The organism is uncultured Jatrophihabitans sp. (assembly GCF_964252635.1).
GTDB lineage: Bacteria > Actinomycetota > Actinomycetes > Mycobacteriales > Jatrophihabitantaceae > Jatrophihabitans.
Genome location: NZ_CAXUNP010000011.1, coordinates 1 through 17944 on the forward strand (window position 1 = coordinate 1; position 17944 = coordinate 17944).

The 17944-nt window shown below is 71.4% G+C and carries 18 protein-coding genes; 10 read left to right on the forward strand and 8 right to left on the reverse strand.

Annotated elements, in window-relative coordinates; genetic code table 11:
- Positions 1-19: 19 nt before the first annotated feature.
- Complete coding sequence (locus ACFFCA_RS06930; protein WP_375483143.1) at positions 20-664, reverse strand: hypothetical protein; 645 nt, start codon at positions 662-664, stop codon at positions 20-22.
- Complete coding sequence (locus tag ACFFCA_RS06935; RefSeq protein ID WP_375483145.1) at positions 665-2836, reverse strand: alkaline phosphatase family protein; 2172 nt, start codon at positions 2834-2836, stop codon at positions 665-667. It lies immediately after the preceding gene.
- Positions 2837-3062: 226 nt separating this feature from the next.
- Here ACFFCA_RS06935 and phoU point away from each other — a divergent pair, with 226 nt between their 5' ends.
- The 4 genes from phoU to ACFFCA_RS06955 are packed head-to-tail and all read left to right on the forward strand — an operon-like array spanning position 3063 to position 6698.
- Complete coding sequence (phoU, locus tag ACFFCA_RS06940) at positions 3063-3710, forward strand: phosphate signaling complex protein PhoU (protein WP_375483362.1); 648 nt, start codon at positions 3063-3065, stop codon at positions 3708-3710.
- 34 nt (positions 3711-3744) lie between these two features.
- On the forward strand, positions 3745-4854 hold the full coding sequence (locus tag ACFFCA_RS06945) for a DNA topoisomerase IB (RefSeq protein ID WP_375483147.1): 1110 nt from the start codon (positions 3745-3747) through the stop codon (positions 4852-4854).
- Complete coding sequence (locus tag ACFFCA_RS06950) at positions 4851-5153, forward strand: DUF4326 domain-containing protein (protein WP_375483149.1); 303 nt, start codon at positions 4851-4853, stop codon at positions 5151-5153. The genes ACFFCA_RS06945 and ACFFCA_RS06950 overlap by 4 nt, the downstream gene beginning before the upstream one ends.
- 48 nt (positions 5154-5201) lie before the next feature.
- On the forward strand, positions 5202-6698 hold the full coding sequence (locus ACFFCA_RS06955) for a CoA-acylating methylmalonate-semialdehyde dehydrogenase (RefSeq protein WP_375483151.1): 1497 nt from the start codon (positions 5202-5204) through the stop codon (positions 6696-6698).
- A 21-nt stretch (positions 6699-6719) separates the two neighbouring features.
- Here the strand turns inward: ACFFCA_RS06955 and ACFFCA_RS06960 are convergent, their stop codons facing one another.
- On the reverse strand, positions 6720-7100 hold the full coding sequence (locus tag ACFFCA_RS06960) for an ATP-binding protein (RefSeq protein ID WP_375483153.1): 381 nt from the start codon (positions 7098-7100) through the stop codon (positions 6720-6722).
- Positions 7093-7440 (reverse strand): STAS domain-containing protein, encoded by a 348-nt coding sequence (locus ACFFCA_RS06965; RefSeq protein ID WP_375483155.1) that lies wholly within the window; start codon positions 7438-7440, stop codon positions 7093-7095. The genes ACFFCA_RS06960 and ACFFCA_RS06965 overlap by 8 nt, the downstream gene beginning before the upstream one ends.
- 137 nt (positions 7441-7577) lie before the next feature.
- Between ACFFCA_RS06965 and ACFFCA_RS06970 the strand changes: the two genes are divergently transcribed.
- Genes ACFFCA_RS06970 through ACFFCA_RS06995 form a run of 6 tightly spaced genes read left to right on the forward strand, consistent with a single transcriptional unit; the run spans position 7578 to position 12463 of the window.
- The gene (locus ACFFCA_RS06970) at positions 7578-8459 is read left to right on the forward strand and encodes an STAS domain-containing protein (protein WP_375483157.1); all 882 of its coding nucleotides are present in this window, start codon (positions 7578-7580) and stop codon (positions 8457-8459) included.
- Between the two features lie 3 nt (positions 8460-8462).
- Positions 8463-8861, forward strand: a complete 399-nt coding sequence (locus ACFFCA_RS06975; protein ID WP_375483159.1) for an STAS domain-containing protein — start codon at positions 8463-8465, stop codon at positions 8859-8861.
- Positions 8858-9283, forward strand: a complete 426-nt coding sequence (locus ACFFCA_RS06980) for an ATP-binding protein (protein ID WP_375483161.1) — start codon at positions 8858-8860, stop codon at positions 9281-9283. Before ACFFCA_RS06975 ends, ACFFCA_RS06980 begins: the two co-directional genes overlap by 4 nt.
- On the forward strand, positions 9280-10308 hold the full coding sequence (locus ACFFCA_RS06985; protein ID WP_375483163.1) for a SpoIIE family protein phosphatase: 1029 nt from the start codon (positions 9280-9282) through the stop codon (positions 10306-10308). The genes ACFFCA_RS06980 and ACFFCA_RS06985 overlap by 4 nt, the downstream gene beginning before the upstream one ends.
- Complete coding sequence (locus ACFFCA_RS06990) at positions 10305-11618, forward strand: PP2C family protein-serine/threonine phosphatase (RefSeq protein ID WP_375483165.1); 1314 nt, start codon at positions 10305-10307, stop codon at positions 11616-11618. Before ACFFCA_RS06985 ends, ACFFCA_RS06990 begins: the two co-directional genes overlap by 4 nt.
- Before the next feature lie 50 nt (positions 11619-11668).
- A complete protein-coding gene (locus ACFFCA_RS06995; protein WP_375483167.1) occupies positions 11669-12463 on the forward strand; it encodes an isocitrate lyase/phosphoenolpyruvate mutase family protein in 795 nt (264 codons plus the stop codon).
- An 11-nt stretch (positions 12464-12474) separates the two neighbouring features.
- Here the strand turns inward: ACFFCA_RS06995 and ACFFCA_RS07000 are convergent, their stop codons facing one another.
- The 4 genes from ACFFCA_RS07000 to ACFFCA_RS07015 form a co-directional block, all read right to left on the reverse strand.
- The gene (locus ACFFCA_RS07000; protein ID WP_375483169.1) at positions 12475-14499 is read right to left on the reverse strand and encodes a potassium transporter Kup; all 2025 of its coding nucleotides are present in this window, start codon (positions 14497-14499) and stop codon (positions 12475-12477) included.
- A gap of 271 nt (positions 14500-14770) precedes the next feature.
- On the reverse strand, positions 14771-16552 hold the full coding sequence (locus ACFFCA_RS07005; RefSeq protein ID WP_375483171.1) for an AMP-dependent synthetase/ligase: 1782 nt from the start codon (positions 16550-16552) through the stop codon (positions 14771-14773).
- 59 nt (positions 16553-16611) lie between these two features.
- Positions 16612-17061: an STAS domain-containing protein gene (locus ACFFCA_RS07010; RefSeq protein ID WP_375483173.1), complete on the reverse strand. Its 450-nt coding sequence runs from the start codon at positions 17059-17061 to the stop codon at positions 16612-16614.
- A gap of 99 nt (positions 17062-17160) precedes the next feature.
- Entirely contained in the window at positions 17161-17922 is a 762-nt protein-coding gene (locus tag ACFFCA_RS07015; protein WP_375483175.1) for a 3'(2'),5'-bisphosphate nucleotidase CysQ, read from the reverse strand.
- Positions 17923-17944 lie beyond the last annotated feature (22 nt).

Consider the following 17944-nt stretch of genomic DNA (forward strand, 5'->3'; position numbering starts at 1 on the left):
GTCCTGGGGGTGGGTGGTCTCAGTCGTTCTCCACCTCGAAGTCCCACGAGGCGACGGTGCGGCGCCCGCCCGCCGTCCAGCGCATCAGCCCCTCGCCGGTCGGCATCACCGTCCGCAGCGAGAACGTGGTCGTGGCCCCGGGGGCGAGCTGCGCCGGCGGGGTGCGGCTGCCGGGTGCGAGACGGGTCCGGTAGACGGTGCCGAGATGATCGAGCGTGGTGAAGTCACCCAGCCGGATCGGCGTGGTGGCCGTGGCCCCGCGCAGCGTCACCGTCCAGGTGCACGTCGTGGCCTCGGTCTGTTCGGGCAGCCCCTCACCCGGGACGACCGGGCCCGTCACCGTCGCGCGTACCGTGCCGCCGGCGAGACTGACGTCGACGCTGTCGCCCTCGGTGGTCAGCGCCGGTCGTCCGGCGCTGCCGGTCAGCACGCTGTCCGGCTCGACGGTGGAGGTGGGCAGGTAGCTGGGCAGCGAGCCGTAGCTGGCGTCGGCCGCCGAGCCGCTCGCCCCACCGCGCGGTGCGGATGACGAGCTGCTGCAGCCGGAGACGACGCCGAGCACGACGCACGCACCGGCGAGGAAGGCGACGGCGCGCCGCCCCGCACGCACGGGGCGTGACGGGGCGGCGTCCGGTCCGAGGTGGGCCGTGTCGAGGTCGGCCACTCAGTGCTTCTTCTTGTGGTGCTTCTTGTGGTGCTTCTTGGGGTGCTTCGGCTTCGGGTGGTGCACGGCCCGCGGCAGGTTGTTGAACACGTCCGTGCCGAAGGGGGCCAGACCGCTCTCACCGGCGAAGCCGAGGTGGCCGTGGCCGTCGACGCCGCCCGAGACCGTACCGGCCGGCAGCGCCGCGTGGTCGTGACCCTTGCCGACCTGGAAGATGTCCTCCATCGTCCGCAGCCAGCTGTAGTGGTCGTAGAAGCGGCTGCTCGTCGTGCCCGGCTTGATCAGCGGGCTGATCAGCACGCTGCCGGTGTCACCGCCGCCCGGCGTCGCGTCCGTCGCGTCGTAGAGCGGGTCCGCCGTCTGCCCCGCGGTCAAGTAGCCCGGCGCACCTTCGGCGCTGAGCGTGATGCTGCTGACCGGCCCGGTGGGCGTCACCGGGCTGCCGGACTTGTCGACGAGCTCGAAGGAGCCGTTGACCACCGAGCCGCTGGAGCTGGTGGGGAAGTTCGGGCCGGTGTCGCTGACCGTGCCGACGAACGTGTCGGCCGGGATCGGGCTCTTGCCGCCGCTGGAGTCTGCGGTGTCGGTGACCCCGCGGCCCGTGTCGATCGCGGTGATCGACTTGTCCGAGACGAACGGCGAGCTGGTGCCCGCCGCCGCGGGGTCGGTCCGGGCACCGGGGGTGTTGCCCGAGCCGGCACGCACGATGCCCGGCACGCAGTTCGCCGGCACGTTCGGCGACGTCGAGGTGCACGTCGGCGGCCGGTCGATGAACGCGTTGTTGCCCGGACCGGGGAAGAGCTGGTTGCCCTGCGCGTCGGTCTTCAGCGTCGAGTTGACGCCGGTGGGCTCCCGGTGGACGTTGCGCCCGTTGATGTTCTCGCCGGCCGCGTCGGCCTTGATGCCCGCTGCGGCGTTCGGCTGGTCGTGCAGCGTCGGGCCGTAGGCGTTCGCGTTGTTGAAGCTGTTGCCGGTGTAGGTGAACGGCGGGTTGCCCTCGTCGAAGGTGATGTCGATCAGGCCGCCGTCCTTGAAGGCCGGGGACTTCTCGATCATCGGGATGTAGTACTTGAGGAACAGGTCGGAGGCGTAGAGGCCACCGGTCTGATTCTTCGGGGTGGTCGACTCGGGGTTCGGCGTCCCCGTCTGGTAGATCGGGGCGCCGGACGAGGTGAACGACCCGGACAGGTTGTTGCCCTTGCAGATCGCGTCGTGGGCGTCGCTGCAGTTGTTCGGCGTGATCCAGCTGAAGGCCGGCGTCGACGACGAGTGCTGCAGGTCGTGGTAGAGCCCGGTGCTCGAGCTGTCCAGGTTGGCGATGTGCTTGGCGTCGCAGTCGCTGCCGCCGCCGACCGGCTTCGTCAGACCCGCCGAGACGGTCTTGCCCGACGCGTCCTGTGTGCCGGTGATGCCGTGGAACCACGGGAACGGGAAGTGCTTGGCCACGTACTGGTCGTTGGCCTGGGCGCCGGTCAGGCTGGTGGTGCCGGCGGGCAGCGGATGGTCGGCGGTGGCGCTCATGTACGTCGGGTTGGTGGTCGGGTTGTTTGCCGCGCCGCCCGGCCCGCCGCAGACCGCGTCCTCACGACCGGGCTGGTTGTGCAGGTCCTGCGCGTAGCCCTTCCACGTCTTGCCGGCCGCGTCGAGCTGGTTGAACAGGGTGGGCGCGTCGGTGGGGTAGGTGCAGCCGTTCAGGCCGTTGGCCGCGTTGGCGCCGGCCTTCGAGGCGACCTGGCCCTTGTTGACGCCGCGCGTCACGATCGTCGAGTTGGCGCCGAAGTCCGAATCCTCGACGCTGCAGTCGGACTGCACGTCCTCCTCGGGCGCCTGGCCCGACACCATGGACAGGTAGTTGTCCTGGCTGGAGTGCCCGGTGCCGTAGTAGTTCTTCAGCAGCACCCCCTGACTCGGCAAGGTCTTCCAGAGGTAGCTGTTCTGGTTCAGCCCGGTGAAGGTCGCGTCGTAGGACTTGTTCTCGAGGATGATCAGCCAGACGTGCTTCACCTGCCCCGGCTTGAGGCCGGTGCTGGTGATGGTTAGCCCGGAGCGGCTGGCGGACTCCGGGGTCGCGGTGGCCGCGGTCGTGCCCAGGACGCCGGCGAGGAGCACGCCGGTCGCGAGGGCCGCGGTGGTCAGACGCGTACGCCGCGTCGAGGGTTTGGGGATTCGCACAGCTCATTCCTAATCGCCCGTTGCCAACCGGGCGGGCGAGTCGGGTGAACGGGAGATTGCCGACGGGCGACGTGCGGACGTCCGCCTCAGCGTTTGATCATCTCGGGTTATGCCAGGCCGGAGACCTGCACAACGCGAGTCGATGGGTCCAGAGCGTCCGATCGGTCTCGATTCGTCACAGAGCACCGGCACCGCGGGCCGGTTGTGGTCGAATGAGCCGGTGCCGATGCGTAGCGCGTTCCGCGACCAGCTCGAGGGTCTGTGGACGCAGATGACCGAGCTCGCACAGCTGCAAGTGGTGGCCATCGAGCGCGCCTCGTCGGCGTTGCTCGACGCCAACCGGCAGCTGGCCGAGCTGGTCATCACCGAGCAGGACGTCACCGAGCAGCTCCAGGCCGACCTCGAGATCAACGCCATGCAGTTGCTGGCCAAGCAACAACCGGTCGCCACGGACCTGCGCCTGGTGCTCGCCACGCTGCCCGTCTCGACCGCCCTCGCGCGGATGGGTGGCCTGGCGCAGCACGTCGCCAAGGCGACCCGGCTACGGGCGCCCGAGTCGGCCGTGGCCGACAAGGTGCGCCGCACCATGACCGAGATCGGTGGCGCGGCCACCGAGATCGCCGGCACGCTCACCCGGGCCATCCAGGAGCGTGACGCCCAGCTCGCGGCCGAGGTCGCCGCGTCCGACGACGGCATGGACGCGCTGCACCGCCAGTTGCTCACCCAGCTGCTGGCCGCCGACTGGCCGCACGGCGTCCCGGCCGCGGTCGACGCGGCGCTGCTCGGTCGCTACTACGAACGGTTCTCCGACCAGGCCGTCAGCGTGGCCCGCCGCATCCGCTACGTGATCACCGGGGCCGTCGAGGACCGGTGATCACGCACCGGCCGGCGCTGGGTACACCTGCGGGGTGACTGCCGCCGATTCGATCGCCGACCCGATCGCCGACAAGCCCAGCGCCGCTGCCCTCGTGGCCGCCCTGTACGACGACCCCGAACAGTGCGCCAAGGTGGCCAAGCTGCGCTACGTGAGCCCCGACCAGCCCGGCCTCACCCGGCTGCGCAAGGGCAAGGGCTTCACCTATCGCGACGCCAAGGGCGTCACCGTGGTCGACGTCGAGCTGCGCGACCGCATCCGCAAGATCGCCATCCCGCCCGCGTGGCAGCAGGTGTGGATCGCCACCTGGCCCGACGCGCACCTGCTCGCGGTCGGCGAGGACGAGAAGGGCCGCAGGCAGTACATCTACCACGAGCGCTGGCGCTCGATCCGCGACCAGCTGAACTTCTACCGGCTGCTCGGCTTCGGCGACGCCATGCCCAAGATCCGTGCCGACGTCGACGAGCAATTGCGCCGGCGCAGCTTCGACACCGACCGCGTGCTCGCGGCCATGCTGCGGATCATCGACCTCGCCGGCTTGCGTGTCGGCAACGAGGTGTACGCCGAGGAGAACGACAGCTACGGGCTCAGCACGCTCACCCGCAAGCACGTGCGGGTCCGTGGCGACTCCGTCGAGTTCGACTTCCCAGCCAAGTCCGGCAAGCAGGCCGACACGGCGATCGAGGACGCCGGCGTGGCCCGGGTCGTCGAGCGCCTGCTCACCCAGCGCACCCGCCGGCTGTTCACGGTCGACGGCGAGGTGATCGGCTCCGACGAGGTCAACCACCGGCTCTCCGACCTGACCGGTGCGCACTTCACCGCCAAGGACTTCCGGACGTGGAAAGGCTCCACGGTCGCGTTCGCCTACCTGCGCGCCCATCTCGACGGGCGCGCCTCCGGCGAGAACACGGTCAACGCCGCCATCGACGCCGCCGCAGAGAAGCTGAACAACACACGGACGGTCTGCCGCGCGCACTACGTCCACCCGGACGTCGTCGACGGCTACACCTCCGGCCGGCTCGCCGAGTTCCTGCAGGGCAAGCGGGTGCGGCGGACCAAGTGGCTCGATGTCGACGAGCGGCTGTTGCTGGCGTTCCTGGCCGAGACCCTCGACGAGCGGGCCGGCAACCTCGCGGTCATGTGAACGGGCGACCACGCCGTCCCGAACGCATCCAGCTGCGCCGGACGAAGGGCTGGCGCAAGCCCGCGGGCGTGATCGTCGTGGCCCGGCCTTCACGGTGGGGCAACCCGTTCCGGATCGGGTCCGACGGGATGACGAGGGCGGAGGCGGTCGCCGCGTACCGGACGTGGGCGGCCACCGCCCTCGACGCCGAGGAAGTGCGACGGGAGCTGGGCGGGCACGACCTGGCGTGCTGGTGCCCACTCGCCGAACCGTGCCATGCGGACGTCCTGCTCGAACTCGCGAACCCGTGTCGGGTATGAGGCGTGCGTGCCATGCTGGGACCTTCGTCGTGCAGAGGAGAGATCGGGATGAGCACCATCGACCACTGGGTCGCCGGGAAGCCGTCGGCACTGGCCTCGACCCGTTCCGCGCCGGTCTACGACCCGGCCACCGGCCGCCAGACCGGCGACGTGCTGCTGGCGAGCGCGTCCGACGTGGACCAGGCCGTCGCAGCCGCCCGCGACGCCTTCCGCGAGTGGTCGCAGGCGTCGCTGACCGCGCGCACGAAGGTGCTGTTCGCGTTCCGGGAGCTCGTCAACGCCCGCGCGGACGATCTCGCCGCGCTGATCACCGCCGAGCACGGCAAGGTGCTCTCGGACGCGCGCGGTGAGGTGCAGCGCGGCCTGGAGGTCGTCGAGTTCGCCTGCGGGATCCCGCAACTGCTCAAGGGCGACTACTCCGACCAGGCGTCGTCGGGCGTCGACGTGTTCTCCTTCCGCGAGCCGCTCGGCGTCGTCGTGGGCATCACCCCGTTCAACTTCCCGGTCATGGTGCCGATGTGGATGCATCCGGTCGCCATCGCGTGCGGCAACACCTTCGTGCTCAAGCCCAGCGAGCGTGACCCGTCGGGCTCGCAGCTCGTCGCCCGGCTCTGGCAGGAGGCCGGCCTGCCCGACGGCGTCTTCAACGTCGTCAACGGTGACGTCGAGGCGGTCGACGCGCTGCTCGACCACGACGACGTCGCGGCCGTGTCGTTCGTCGGGTCGACGCCGATCGCGCGCTACATCCACGAGCGGGCGTCGGCCAACGGCAAGCGGGTGCAGGCCCTGGGCGGGGCCAAGAACCACGCCATCGTCATGCCCGACGCCGACCCCGCGTTCGCCGCCGAGCACCTGGCCGCCGCCGCGTTCGGCTCGGCCGGTGAGCGCTGCATGGCCGTCTCGGCCGCCGTGGCGGTCGGCGCCGCGGGCGACGCCCTGATCGACGAGGTGGTGGCCCAGGCCGGTGCCGTCCACGTCGGGCCGGGTAACGCCGACGGCAGCGAGATGGGGCCCGTGATCACCGCCGCGTCCCGTGACCGGATCGTCGGCCTCATCCAGTCCGGCGTCGACCAGGGCGCCACCCTGGCCGTCGACGGCCGTGGGCTGGTCGTGCCCGACCACGAGGACGGGTTCTGGGTGGGCCCAACCGTCATCGACCACGTGCGCCCGGCCATGGACGTCTACACCGAGGAGATCTTCGGGCCGGTGCTCAGCGTGCTGCGCGCCGACACCGTCGACGAGGCCATCGCCCTGATCAACGCCAACCCGTACGGAAACGGGACGGCCATCTTCACCTCGAGCGGCGAGACGGCACGTCGCTTCCAGCGGGGTGTGCAGGTGGGCATGATCGGGATCAACGTGCCGATCCCGGTACCAATGGCGTACTACTCCTTCGGCGGCTGGAAGGACTCGCTGTTCGGCGACAAGCACGTCCACGGGCCCGAGGGCGTCTCGTTCTACACGCGGGCCAAGGTGATCACGTCGCGGTGGCCGCACGTCGAGATGCCCAGCGGTGCGAGCCTGCAGTTCCCCACCATGACCTGAGCCGACGACCGGTTCGACCGGTCAGGACACCAGCGCCAGGTCGAACCAGACGCCCTTGCCGGGCCGGTCGGGCGCGGTCGAGATGCCCCAGGCCGCCGCGATGGAGGACACGATGATCAGCCCGCGGCCGCCGCCGGCCGCGGCGTCGGGCGGCCCCGGCGGGCCGGGCATGGCCGGGTTGCTGTCCTCGACGACGACGCGCAGGCGACCGCCGTTCTGGGTCAGCACCATGCGGGCCGGCAGCGCACCGTGCCGCACGACGTTGCTGACCAGCTCGCTGACCAGCAGCACCGCGTCGGCGCGGGTTTCGAACGGCACCGTTTCGAGCCATTCGGCGACGAAGGCTCGGGCCCGTGCCGGCTCATCGATGGACTGACTGAGCTCCATCGTCAGCTCAGCCACCACCGTTCTCCGAGTCGGCGGCACCCTCGGGGGTGCTGTGGATGGCGAAGCGGTCGGTCAGGCCGGTGATCTCCAGCAGCCGCACAATGCGCTGCTGCGGGCAGACCAGCGCGATGCGCCCGTCGGCGTCGGCCGCGCGCTGCTGCATCTCGTCCAGGACCTTCAGGCCCGAGGAGTCCAGGAAGCTCACCTGCGAGAGGTCGATGACGACGAGCCCGGCCCGCCGGGCGATCAGCTCGTCGGCCGCGTCGCGAAGCTGCGCCGCCGTGGCCAGGTCGACCTCGCCGCTGACCTGCAGCACCGGCACGTCGCGCATGGTCTCGGCCTCGGACAGCTCCACCGGTGCCTCCTTGCAAACCGTGTCGGCGGTCGGTCACTCTCGGTCAGGCGCGCCGTGGTGGTCGCGCGCCCCGTCGTCGTGCGACAGCATGGCACACTCCCGGGGACACGCGGGTAGGGCGAGCAGAGGGGCAGGTCATGACATCGGCGCACGATGACCAGAGCGAGGCGCAACGCGCACGGGACTTCGGCGACCTCGTCAACCGCCGCGGACCCGAGATCCTGCAGGCCTGGGTGCGGCTCCAGACCGAGGGCGGCGGCGCACGCGGAGCGACCGGTGACACCAACCAGGTCACCACGCAGAGTAAGGCCATCCTCCAGGCGCTGGCCCGCGCGGTGACCTCCTCCGGCCGGATCTATGACCCGGTCGGCCGCGACTTCGAGCAGGTACGCGAGCTCGTCGCCGAGAGCTCCCGGCGCGGTGCCCGCGAGGGTGCGACGCCGGGCGAGACCGCCCACGGCGTCCTCGCGCTGCGGGAGGCCCTGCTCCAGGTGATGCAGACGGAGTACACGGACCCCATCGCCCTGAACGGTGCAGCGGTGGTCTCGGGCCGCCTGGTCGACGCCCTGGCCCTGATGACGTTCGAGACGTTCGTGCAGGGACGCGAGGAACTGATCAACCGGCAGAACCAGCAACTCATCGAGCTGTCGACGCCGGTCGTGCGGGTCTGGGACGGCATCGTGGCCGTACCGCTCATCGGCACGCTGGACAGCGTCCGCGCCCAGGTCGTCATGGAGACGCTGCTGCAGTCGATCGTCGAGGAGCACGCGGAGATCGCCATCCTCGACATCACCGGCGTTCCGACCGTCGACACGCTGGTCGCCCAGCACCTGCTCAAGACGGTCACCGCCACCCGGCTCATGGGTGCCGACTGCATCATCAGCGGCATCCGTCCGCAGACCGCGCAGACCATCGTGGCCCTGGGCATCGACCTGTCCGAGATCCCGACACGCGCGACGCTGGCGGACGCTCTCGCCACTGCCATCCGCCGGGTCACCGCCCAGACGTCCGGCAGCTGAGACGTGGACCGCGCCCACATCGTCCAGGTCGGCACGACCCTGGTCGCCACCCTGGCCGACGAGCTCGACGACCGTGCCGCGGTGACCATGCAGGAGGAGGTCGCGGACCTGGTCGTCCGGCGCCGCGCCCACGGGGTCCTGCTCGACGTGTCCGCCCTGGAGATCGTCGATTCCTACATCGCCAAGGTGCTCGGCGACACCGCGAAGATCGTCACCGTCCTCGGCGCGCAGGTCGCCATCGTCGGGATGCGTCCGGCCGTCGCCATCACCCTCGTCGAGCTCGGCCTGTCCCTCGACGGCATCGCCAAGGCCGCGAGCATCGATGCCGGGATCGCCATGCTCACCGCGGCACTGGCCCAGGCCACGGCCGCCGAGCTCGACCAGGCCGCACGACTCCGGTGACATCGTTCGTCGGGACCCAAGCCGACACCCTGCAGGTCCGCAGTGAGGGCGACGTGGTCATGGCCCGCCGACGGGTCCGTGACCGCGCCCGTGACCTGGGCCTCGACCTCGTCAACCAGACCAAGATCGTCACCGCGGCCAGCGAGCTGGCCCGCAACACCCTCGTCTACGGAGGCGGGGGTGAGGTCGTCATCGACGTGGTCGAGGACGCGTCGACCGCTCGGACCGGGCTCCGGCTCGCGTTCCGTGACAACGGGCCGGGGATCACCGACATCGAACGGGCGTTGGCCGGCGGTTGGACCACCGGACAGGGCCTGGGCCTGGGGCTGTCGGGGTCGCGCAACCTGGTGTCGGTCTTCGAGCTGACGAGCTCGTCGGAGGGCACCGAGGTCGTCGTGGTGGTCTGGCGGCGCAGCCCGTGACCGAGGTCCTCGGCGAGCGCACCCCGGTCCTCGACTCCTCGCAGGTCTCGCCCGCCCGCGCCATGGTCGGACGCGTGGCGCAGCGCTGTGGCTTCGACCAACGGCGCGTCGACCGGATGGCACTCGTGGCGACCGAGCTCGCCGAGAACCTGCACCGGCACGCCGAGCAGGGCGAACTGCTCGTGCTGCCGTCGCACGTCGGGGGAGCGACCCGTCTCAGCATCATGGCCATCGACCGCGGGCCCGGGGTGGCGCGCTTCGAGGACTGCCTGGTCGACGGTTACTCGACGGCCACCAACAGCCTCGGGGCCGGGCTGGGCGCCGTGCAGCGGATCGCCGACGACTTCGACGCCTGCAGCGAAGCGGGCCGCGGCACCGTCGTCGCGGCCGGGTTCGTCGCCGACGGCCCGGCCGGGCCGGGGCATTTCGACGTGGCCGGGGTGGGTTTCCCGATCACGGGCGAGACTCGGAACGGGGACGCGTTCACCGCCGTCCGCCGCGGGTCCAGCATCGTCGTCGCGCTCGCCGACGGTCTTGGCCACGGGCCGGGTGCCGCCGACGCGAGCGGCGCGGCCGTCGCAGCCGTGCAGGCCATGGCGGACCGGCCCCCGGCCGAGCTCGTGCGCGCCGTCAGCGAGCAGATCGCCGGCACCCGGGGCGCAGCGGTCACGGTGGCCGAACTGACGATCGACGCGGCCCGGGCGGGCGGTGACCTGGTGTCCGCGGGGTTGGGCAACGTCAGCGTCGCCTCGGTGCGACTGGACGGGGAGACGCGCCGTATCGCCACCTCGAACGGCACCGCGGGGACGGCGCTGCGCGGCTCGGTCGTCGAGCAGCGCACCGCGTTCCCTCCGCGGGGGCTGGTGGTCCTGCACAGTGACGGCCTCACCACCCGATGGAATCTCTCCGGCCGACGGGAACTGTTGCGCCATGGCGCCGAGGTGGTGGCGGCCGCGCTGTGGCGCGACCACGTCCGCGGGAGCGACGACAGCCTGGTGGTGGTGGTGCGGGCGGCACCGTCGTGACCTCGCCGTTCACACTCCTCGAGCTGGCCCACTCCGCGACGGGCGACACGGCCGCGTTACGTGCGGTCGCGTTACGGGCGGCCCGGCTGGTCGGCTGTGACGACGTCGACAGCACCCGGGTGGCCACCTCGGTCTCCGAGCTGGCCCGGTTGGCGCCGGACGGCGTGGCCGTGCAGGTGCGGGTAGCCGTGACGTCGCCGCGGCAACGGGCGGCCGGGACCACCCTCACGATCAGCTTCGCCTTCCCCGGCGCCGGTTCGGCCCTGACCCTTGCCGTGCAGGCCGCGGTCAGCCGGCTCATGGACTCGGTGCACATCGCCGCCGACGAGGTGGCCGTCAGCCGCGACCTGCCCCGGGCGCTCTCGCCCGGGCAACTGGTGGACGCCCGCGAGACCCTGGCGCGCGAGAAGCCGCAGGAACCGGAGTCGCTGCTGCAGGGCATCAACGACGAGCTCGTGGCCACCCTCGTCGAGCTGCGCGAACGCGAGGCCGACCTCGTGCAGCTCAACGGTGAGCTGGGCGAGACGAACCGCGGTGTGGTGGCCCTCTACGCCGAGCTCGAGGCCCGGTCGGCCGAGGTGCGCGCAGCACAGCGCAAGGTGTTCGAGGAGCTGTCCGACGCGCTGCGGCCACCCTCGCCGAGCGTGCAGGGTCTCGAGCTCGCGGTCACCTACCTGCCGGCGCAGGAGAACTCACCCACCGGTGGTGACCTGTACGACTGGTTCGTGCTGCCGGACGGGCAGGTGCACGTCAGCGTCATCGACGTGCGCGGGCACGGTGTGGTCGGCACCCGCGACGCCCTGCACGTGACGCACACCGTGCGCACCCTGGTGCTCGACGCGCGGCCGATCGGCGACCTGCTGGCCCAGACCCACGCCCTGGTCAGTGGCGCCGCCCAGCCGGTGGTGGCCACCGCACTGGTCGCCCAGCTCGACCCGGTGACCGGCCTGCTGCGTCTGGCCGGGGCCGGGCACCCGCCCGCGCTGCGCGTGTCGGCGGCGGGGGTGACGACCTACCTCGAGGCGCCGGGCCGTCCGGTCGGCTACGAGGGCGGTGGGAGCCGCACCGTCTCGGTCACCGCGCTCGACCCGGGCGACACCGTGCTGCTCTACACCGACGGCCTCATCGAGGTGCGGCACGACGTCATCGAGGGGATGGACCGGCTGGCGCGCGTGGCCACCGAGCTCCGGCACCTGCCCCTGCCCGAGCTCGTGCCCGCGATCGTGCACACCTGCGCCGACGGTGTGGAACTGTCCGACGACACCCTGTTGCTCGGGCTGCGCTGGCCGGGTCTGCGAACCGACACCTGACGGCGTCGTCGCGCTCGCCGTTGTCAGGGCGAGGGGCCAGGATCGACGGCATGGCACCGACCTTCCTCGAGTTGCACCGCCCCGGCGAGCCGTTGCTGCTGCCCAATCCCTGGGACGTCGGTTCGGCCACGATGCTGGCCACGATGGGTTTCCGGGCGCTGGCCACCACCAGCAGCGGTTTCGCCGCCACCCTCGGCCGACCGGACATGTCGGTGACGCGGGACGAGGCGCTCGCCCACGCGGCCGCCGTCGTGTCGGCCACCGACCTGCCCGTGTCCGCGGATCTGGAGAACGGGTTCGCCGACGATCCCGATGGCGTTGCGGCCACCGTCCGGGCCGCGGTCGAGGTCGGCCTGGCCGGGTGCTCCGTCGAGGACGCCACGGGCCGCCCCAACGACCCGATCTACGAGCCGGCTCTCGCGGCCGAGCGGGTCGCTGCCGCGGTCGAGGCCGCGGCCGGGCGGCTCGTCGTCACTGCGCGGTCCGAGAACTTCCTGCACGAGCGCCCCGACCTCGGTGACACCATCGAGCGGTTGCAGCGCTACCAGCAGGCCGGCGCGCACGTCCTGTACGCGCCGGGCGTCGTCGAGCGGGGGCAGCTGCGCAGCCTGCTCGGTGCGGTGGATCGCCCGGTGAACGTACTGGCCCTGCCGCAGGCCCCTCCGGTGCCCGAACTCGCCGAGCTCGGCGTCGCCCGCGTCTCGGTCGGCGGCGCGTTCGCGTTCGCCGCCTACGGTGGCCTGGTCGCCGCCGCGCGCGAGCTGCGCGAGCAGGGGACCTACGGGTTCTGGGCCGCGGCGGGAGAGGGTCGTCGCGTCGCCGGCCAGGCGTTCGCCGACGGCTGACCGCTCGCTCGTCAGAGCATCAGGTGCGCGCCCATGATCACGGTGCGCTCGTCGGGCAGCTTGAAGCTGTCCGCCGGGTTGGCGGCGTTGTGCGCCAGCCCGATGAACACCCGCTTGCGCCAGGTGGCCATGTCCGTGCTGTGGCCGCCGCGCAGCAGCGACAGCCGGGACAGGAAGTAATACGCCTGGTCCGGGTCCAGGTCGAGTTCCGGGCTCAGGCCGACGGCGCGGCACAGCGCGTCCGGTACGTCCCGGACGTCCTGGAAGCCGAACCGCAGGTCGAGGTGGACGATGCCGTCGTCGCTGAAGCCCAGGTCGTCGACCTCGATCTGCTCCTCCGGCGGCACGTGCGGCACGTTCTCGGTGTGCACCGAGACGAGCACGACGTGTTCGTGCAGCACGTTGTTGAAGTCGACGTTGGCCTTGAGGGCCAGCGGCGTCGTCTCCTTGCTGGGATGGGGGAAGACCGCCGTGCCGGGCACCCGCGGCAGTTTGCGCTCGTGCAGGTCGTCCACGAAGTCCTGCAGCGGCCCCTCGAGCGCGATGCGGCGCCGGGTGACGATGCGGCGGCCCAGCTGCCAGGTGGTCATCAGCACGATCAGCACCGCGGCGATCCCCAGCGGCAGCCAGCCGCCGGCCAGCACCTTGACGATGTTCGCGCCGAAGTAGGCGACCTCGATGGTGCCGACGACGACCGCGAACGTGACGATCTTCCACCGGTTCCACTTCCACACCACGGCGGCGACGATGAGGAACAACGACGTCGTCGTCAGGAACACACCGGTGTCGGCGAGGCCGTAGGCCGCGGCCAGCCGGTTCGACGACCGGAACACCAGGATCAAAATCAGCACGCCGCCGAACAGCAACCAGTTGACGGCCGGGACGTAGATCTGGCCGCCCTCCTCCTTGGACGTGTGCCGGATCGTCAGGTTGGGCAGGAAGCCGAGGCGCATGGCCTGGCGCGACACCGAGAACGCGCCGGAGATCACCGCCTGAGAGGCGATGACGGTCGCCGCGGTGGCCAGGATGACGAGGGGGATGCGCGCCCACGACGGCCCCAACAGGAAGAACGGGTTGCTGATCGCCGAGCTGTCGCGCAGCACGAGCGCGCCCTGGCCCAGGTAGTTCAGCACCAGCGCGGGATAGGCGAGCACGAACCAGGCCAGGCGGATGGGGGCTCGGCCGAAGTGGCCCATGTCGGCGTACAGCGCCTCGGCGCCGGTGATCGCCAGCACGACTGCGCTGAGCGCGACGAAGGCCAGGTACGGGTGGTCGGCCACGAACGCACCGATGTAGGTCGGCGAGAGCGCCCGCAGCACGTCCGGGTGTTTGATCACCTCGGGCAGGCCCGTGACGGCCAGCACGAGGAACCAGAGCACCATGATCGGCCCGAAGAAGCGGCCCACCACGTGCGTGCCGAACCGCTGGACGACGAACAGCACGGTCAGCACCGCGATGCCCAGCGGCAGCACGGCGTCGGTCAGGTCGGGGGAGGCGACCTTGAGGCCTTCCATCGCCGACAGCACGGAGATGGCCGGCGTGATCACGCTGTCGCCGTAGAACAGGGCTGCGCCCACGACCCCGAGGATCAGGGACACGGCCAGGAGCTTGCGGCGTCCGGACAGGAACCGGCTGACCAGCGCGGCAAGGGCCATGACCCCACCCTCGCCGTCGTTGTCGGCGCGCAGCACGAACAGGATGTACTTGCCGGACACCACGAGCGTGATGGACCAGAACACCAGCGAGATAACGCCGTACACGTCGCCCTGGTTCGGCTTGACGGCGTGCCCCTCGATGGCGAAGACGGTCTGCATCGCATACAGCGGGCTGGTGCCGATGTCGCCGAAGACGACCCCGAGCGCGCCGACGGCCACGGCGACCAGGCCGGCGCCGCGTACCGCTGGGTGCGAGGCCAGCCCCGGCTCGCACCCGGCCGGCGGGTCGGGGTCCTCGGACTTCAGCGGGGGCTGGTTGCTGTCGGGCAGGTCGTCGGCCGAACCGGCGTCCTGCTGCCCGGCGGTGCGCGCGTCGCTCATGCCCTCACTCCGTTCGGGCATGCGAAGACGCCATGCTGGCCAATCGCTCCGCAAGCGTCGCTCATGCCCTCACTCCGTTCGGGCATGCAGAGCCGCCATGCTGCCAAGTCGCTCCGCAAGCGTCGCTCATGCCCTCACTCCGTTCGGGCATGCAGAGACGCCATGCTGACAAGTCGCTCCGCAAGCGTCGCTCAAGCGATGACTCCCGTCTCGGACCCGACGGGCCGCCGTGTCACTCCGTGCTCCAGGGTCCCCAGGGATCGGTAACCGCTCACGCGCGGGGGTAGAGCGCGTCGATCCGGTCGGCGTACTTCTCGGCCACGGGACGGCGCCTGATCTTCATGGTGGGCGTGATCTCGTCACCGCCCGGTTCCCAGACCTCGGGCAGGATCACGAAACGCTTGATCTGCTCCACCCGGGCCAGGCGCGTGTTGGCCGCGTCGACACCCTCGGAGACCGCGGCCAGCACCGCCGGGTCCTCGGCCCACGTGGCGGGCGCGTCCGGGGGCAGGCCGTGGGCCTGCGCGAAGGCCGCCGCGGCGTCCGGGTCCAGGGTGATGAGCGCGACGACGTACGGCCGGTCGTCGCCGATCGCCACGACCGAGCCGACGAGCGGGCACGACACCTTGACGATGCCCTCGATGTTGGCCGGCGACATGTTCTTGCCCGAGGCGTTGATCATCAACTCCTTCTTGCGGTCGACGATGCGGACGTAGCCGTCGTCGTCGATGCTGGCGATGTCGCCGGTGTGCAGCCAGCCGTCGGCGTCGATCGTCTCGGCCGTCTTCTCCGGATCGTTGCGGTAGCCCTTCATGACGAGGGGCCCGCGGACGAGGAGCTCGCCGTCGTCGGCCAGGCTGAGCTCGGCGACGTCGAGGGCCGTGCCCACCGTGCCGATGCGGATGGCGTCAGGCCGGTTGACGGTCACCGCGCAGGTGAGCTCGGACATGCCCCACATCTCGCAGCACGGCAGGCCGAGGGCCAGCACGAACTCCAGGGCCTCGGGGTCGATGGCGGCGGCGCCGGTGGCCGCGAAGCGGACGCGGTCGAGGCCGAGCCGGGCGCGGATGGTGCCGAGCACGATCCGGTCGGCGATCCGGTGCTGCACGGCCAGGCCGCGGGGGACCGGCTGCCCGTCGGACAGCAGCCGGGCACGGCGTCGGCCCACCTCGATCGCCCACTGACCCAGGCGTCGCTTCACCGTCGAGCTCTCGGCCGCGAGTTGTGCCTCGATGCCGGCCTTGAGCTTGTACCAGACCTGCGGCACGGCGCCGAACAACGTGGGGTGCACCGACGGCAGCACGCTGATGAGCTGCTTCATGTCCGGCAACGGGATGATCTGCATGCCCCGGTACAGGCTCGTGTAGTGGGCGCCCCAGCGGTTCGCGATGTGCGCGTCGGGCAGGTAGGAGATCACCGAGTCGCGCTCGTCGAGCGGCACGATCCGAGCCGTTGCCCCCAGCTCGGTGAGCATGTTGCGGTGGGTGATCTCGACGCCCTTGGACGGCCCGGTCGTGCCGGAGGTGTAGATGATGGTCAGCACGTCGTCGGGCGTCACCGCGCGCCAGCTGGCCTCGAAGTCGAAGTCGGTGGCCGGCGTGGTCTCGACGTGGCGCAGGCTCACCGTGCCCGCGACGTCGGCGTCGACGCACACGATGGTCTCCACCGCGGTCTCGTCGACGGCCGCGGCGGCCCTGATCTGCTCCAGGAACTGCTCCTCGCACACCACGACGCGGTTGCCCGCGTTCGCGAACAGGTGCGCGATCTGCTCGGGCGCCAGGGTGTTGTAGATCGAGAACGGGGTGGCGCCTGCGTGCAGGGCGGCCGTGTCGACCAGGTGGAACTCGACCCGGTTGGTGAGCATGATGCCGACGGTGTCGCCACGCCGCACACCCAGGTTGGCCAACCCGGCCGCCAGGGCCCGGACCCGCGTGCCGTACTGCCGCCACGTCAGCCGGGTCGTACCGTCCGGCGTTGCGAGGGCGATCGTGTGCGGGGTGCGCCCGGCGGTGGCCTGGAACGCGGCGGTCAGCGTCGTCGGTGGCGTGCTCACCGGGCCAAACTACGGGTGCGGCCGCCGGCGGGCGCGTTCAACCTACGGGTGTGGCGTGCTCAGTCGACGATGAGCGGCCGGGTGTCGTGCTCGGAGCGGCGTCCACCCAGGAAGAGCACGTCGTCCAGGGCGGTCAGGTGCAGCACCCGCTCCACCAGCGCCCCGACGCCGGTGACCACCAACGTGCCACGAGCGATCAGCGCCTCGTCGTGGATCTCGCGCAACGCGGCCAGCGCGGACGCGTCGACGAAGCCCAGCGCGGAGACGTCGAGGCGCAGGAAACGGCGACCCGACCGCAGGTGACTGCGCAGCACCGCCCACAGCGGGGGCGCCGTGCCCAGGTCGAGGTGGCCGCGCGCCTTGACGGTGGCGCCCTGCGGGTCGGCGGCGATGGTCTCCACGGCCAGGGCGGTGTCGCGGCGGCGGTGGTCGAGCCAGTCGCGGTTGGGCAACGCGGAGGCAATCTTTCTGGCGTTCGTGCGGGGGACGTTCGGCGTCGCCGTTGACACGTGTTCTGCTCCCGACGGTCGGACGTCCCGCTCGCTGAGACGTCTTCGCCACCGTACCCACCCGATCGAACAAATACCGCACGATCGTTGCAGGGGCAGCTATCCGGGACGAACCGCCCGTCCGATCGCGTCGAGCACGTCGTCCGCCAGCTCGGGACGGCAGATCAGCAGATCCGGCAGGTAGGGGTGCGCGAGGTTGTACTGCAGCGCGCTGCCGTCGATGCGCGAGGCGTGCAGGCCGGCGGCCTGGACGACCCCGACGGGCGCGGCCGAGTCCCACTCCCACTGCCCGCCGTCGTGCAGGTACCCGTGCGCCTCGCCGCGCAGCACGGCCATCGCCTTGGCACCGGCCGAGCCCATGGGCACCAGCTCGGCGCCGAGTTCGGCCGCGACGGGAGCGGCCCACGCCGGCGGGCGGCTGTCACTGACCAGGAACCGCAGGCCGGGGCCGGGGTCGGCGGCCACCGCGTCGTCGCTGGCGTAGACGGCGCCGAGGGCGGGCTGAGCCACGGCGGCGTCGGTGATCGCGCCGTCCGGAGTGTCCCCGCGCTGCCAGAGCGCGACGTGGACGGCCCAGTCGGGTCGCCCCGTCATGCGGTACTCCCGTGTCCCGTCGAGCGGGTCGATGATCCACACCCGGTCGGCCGAGAGCCGGGCGGGGGAGTCCGCAGACTCCTCCGAGAGCACGGCGTCGCCGCGCCGCTCCGCGGCCAGCTCGCGCAGCAGCCACTCGTTGGACTGCCGGTCGCCGGCGTCGCCCAACTCCTTGCCGGTCAGGCTGCTCGTCCGTTGCAGGTCGAGCAGCAGCGCGCCGGCACGTTCCGCGAGCCTCGCCGCCAGCCGTGCGTCGGTCTCGCTCATTCGGCCCTCGCTCCGCAAGCGT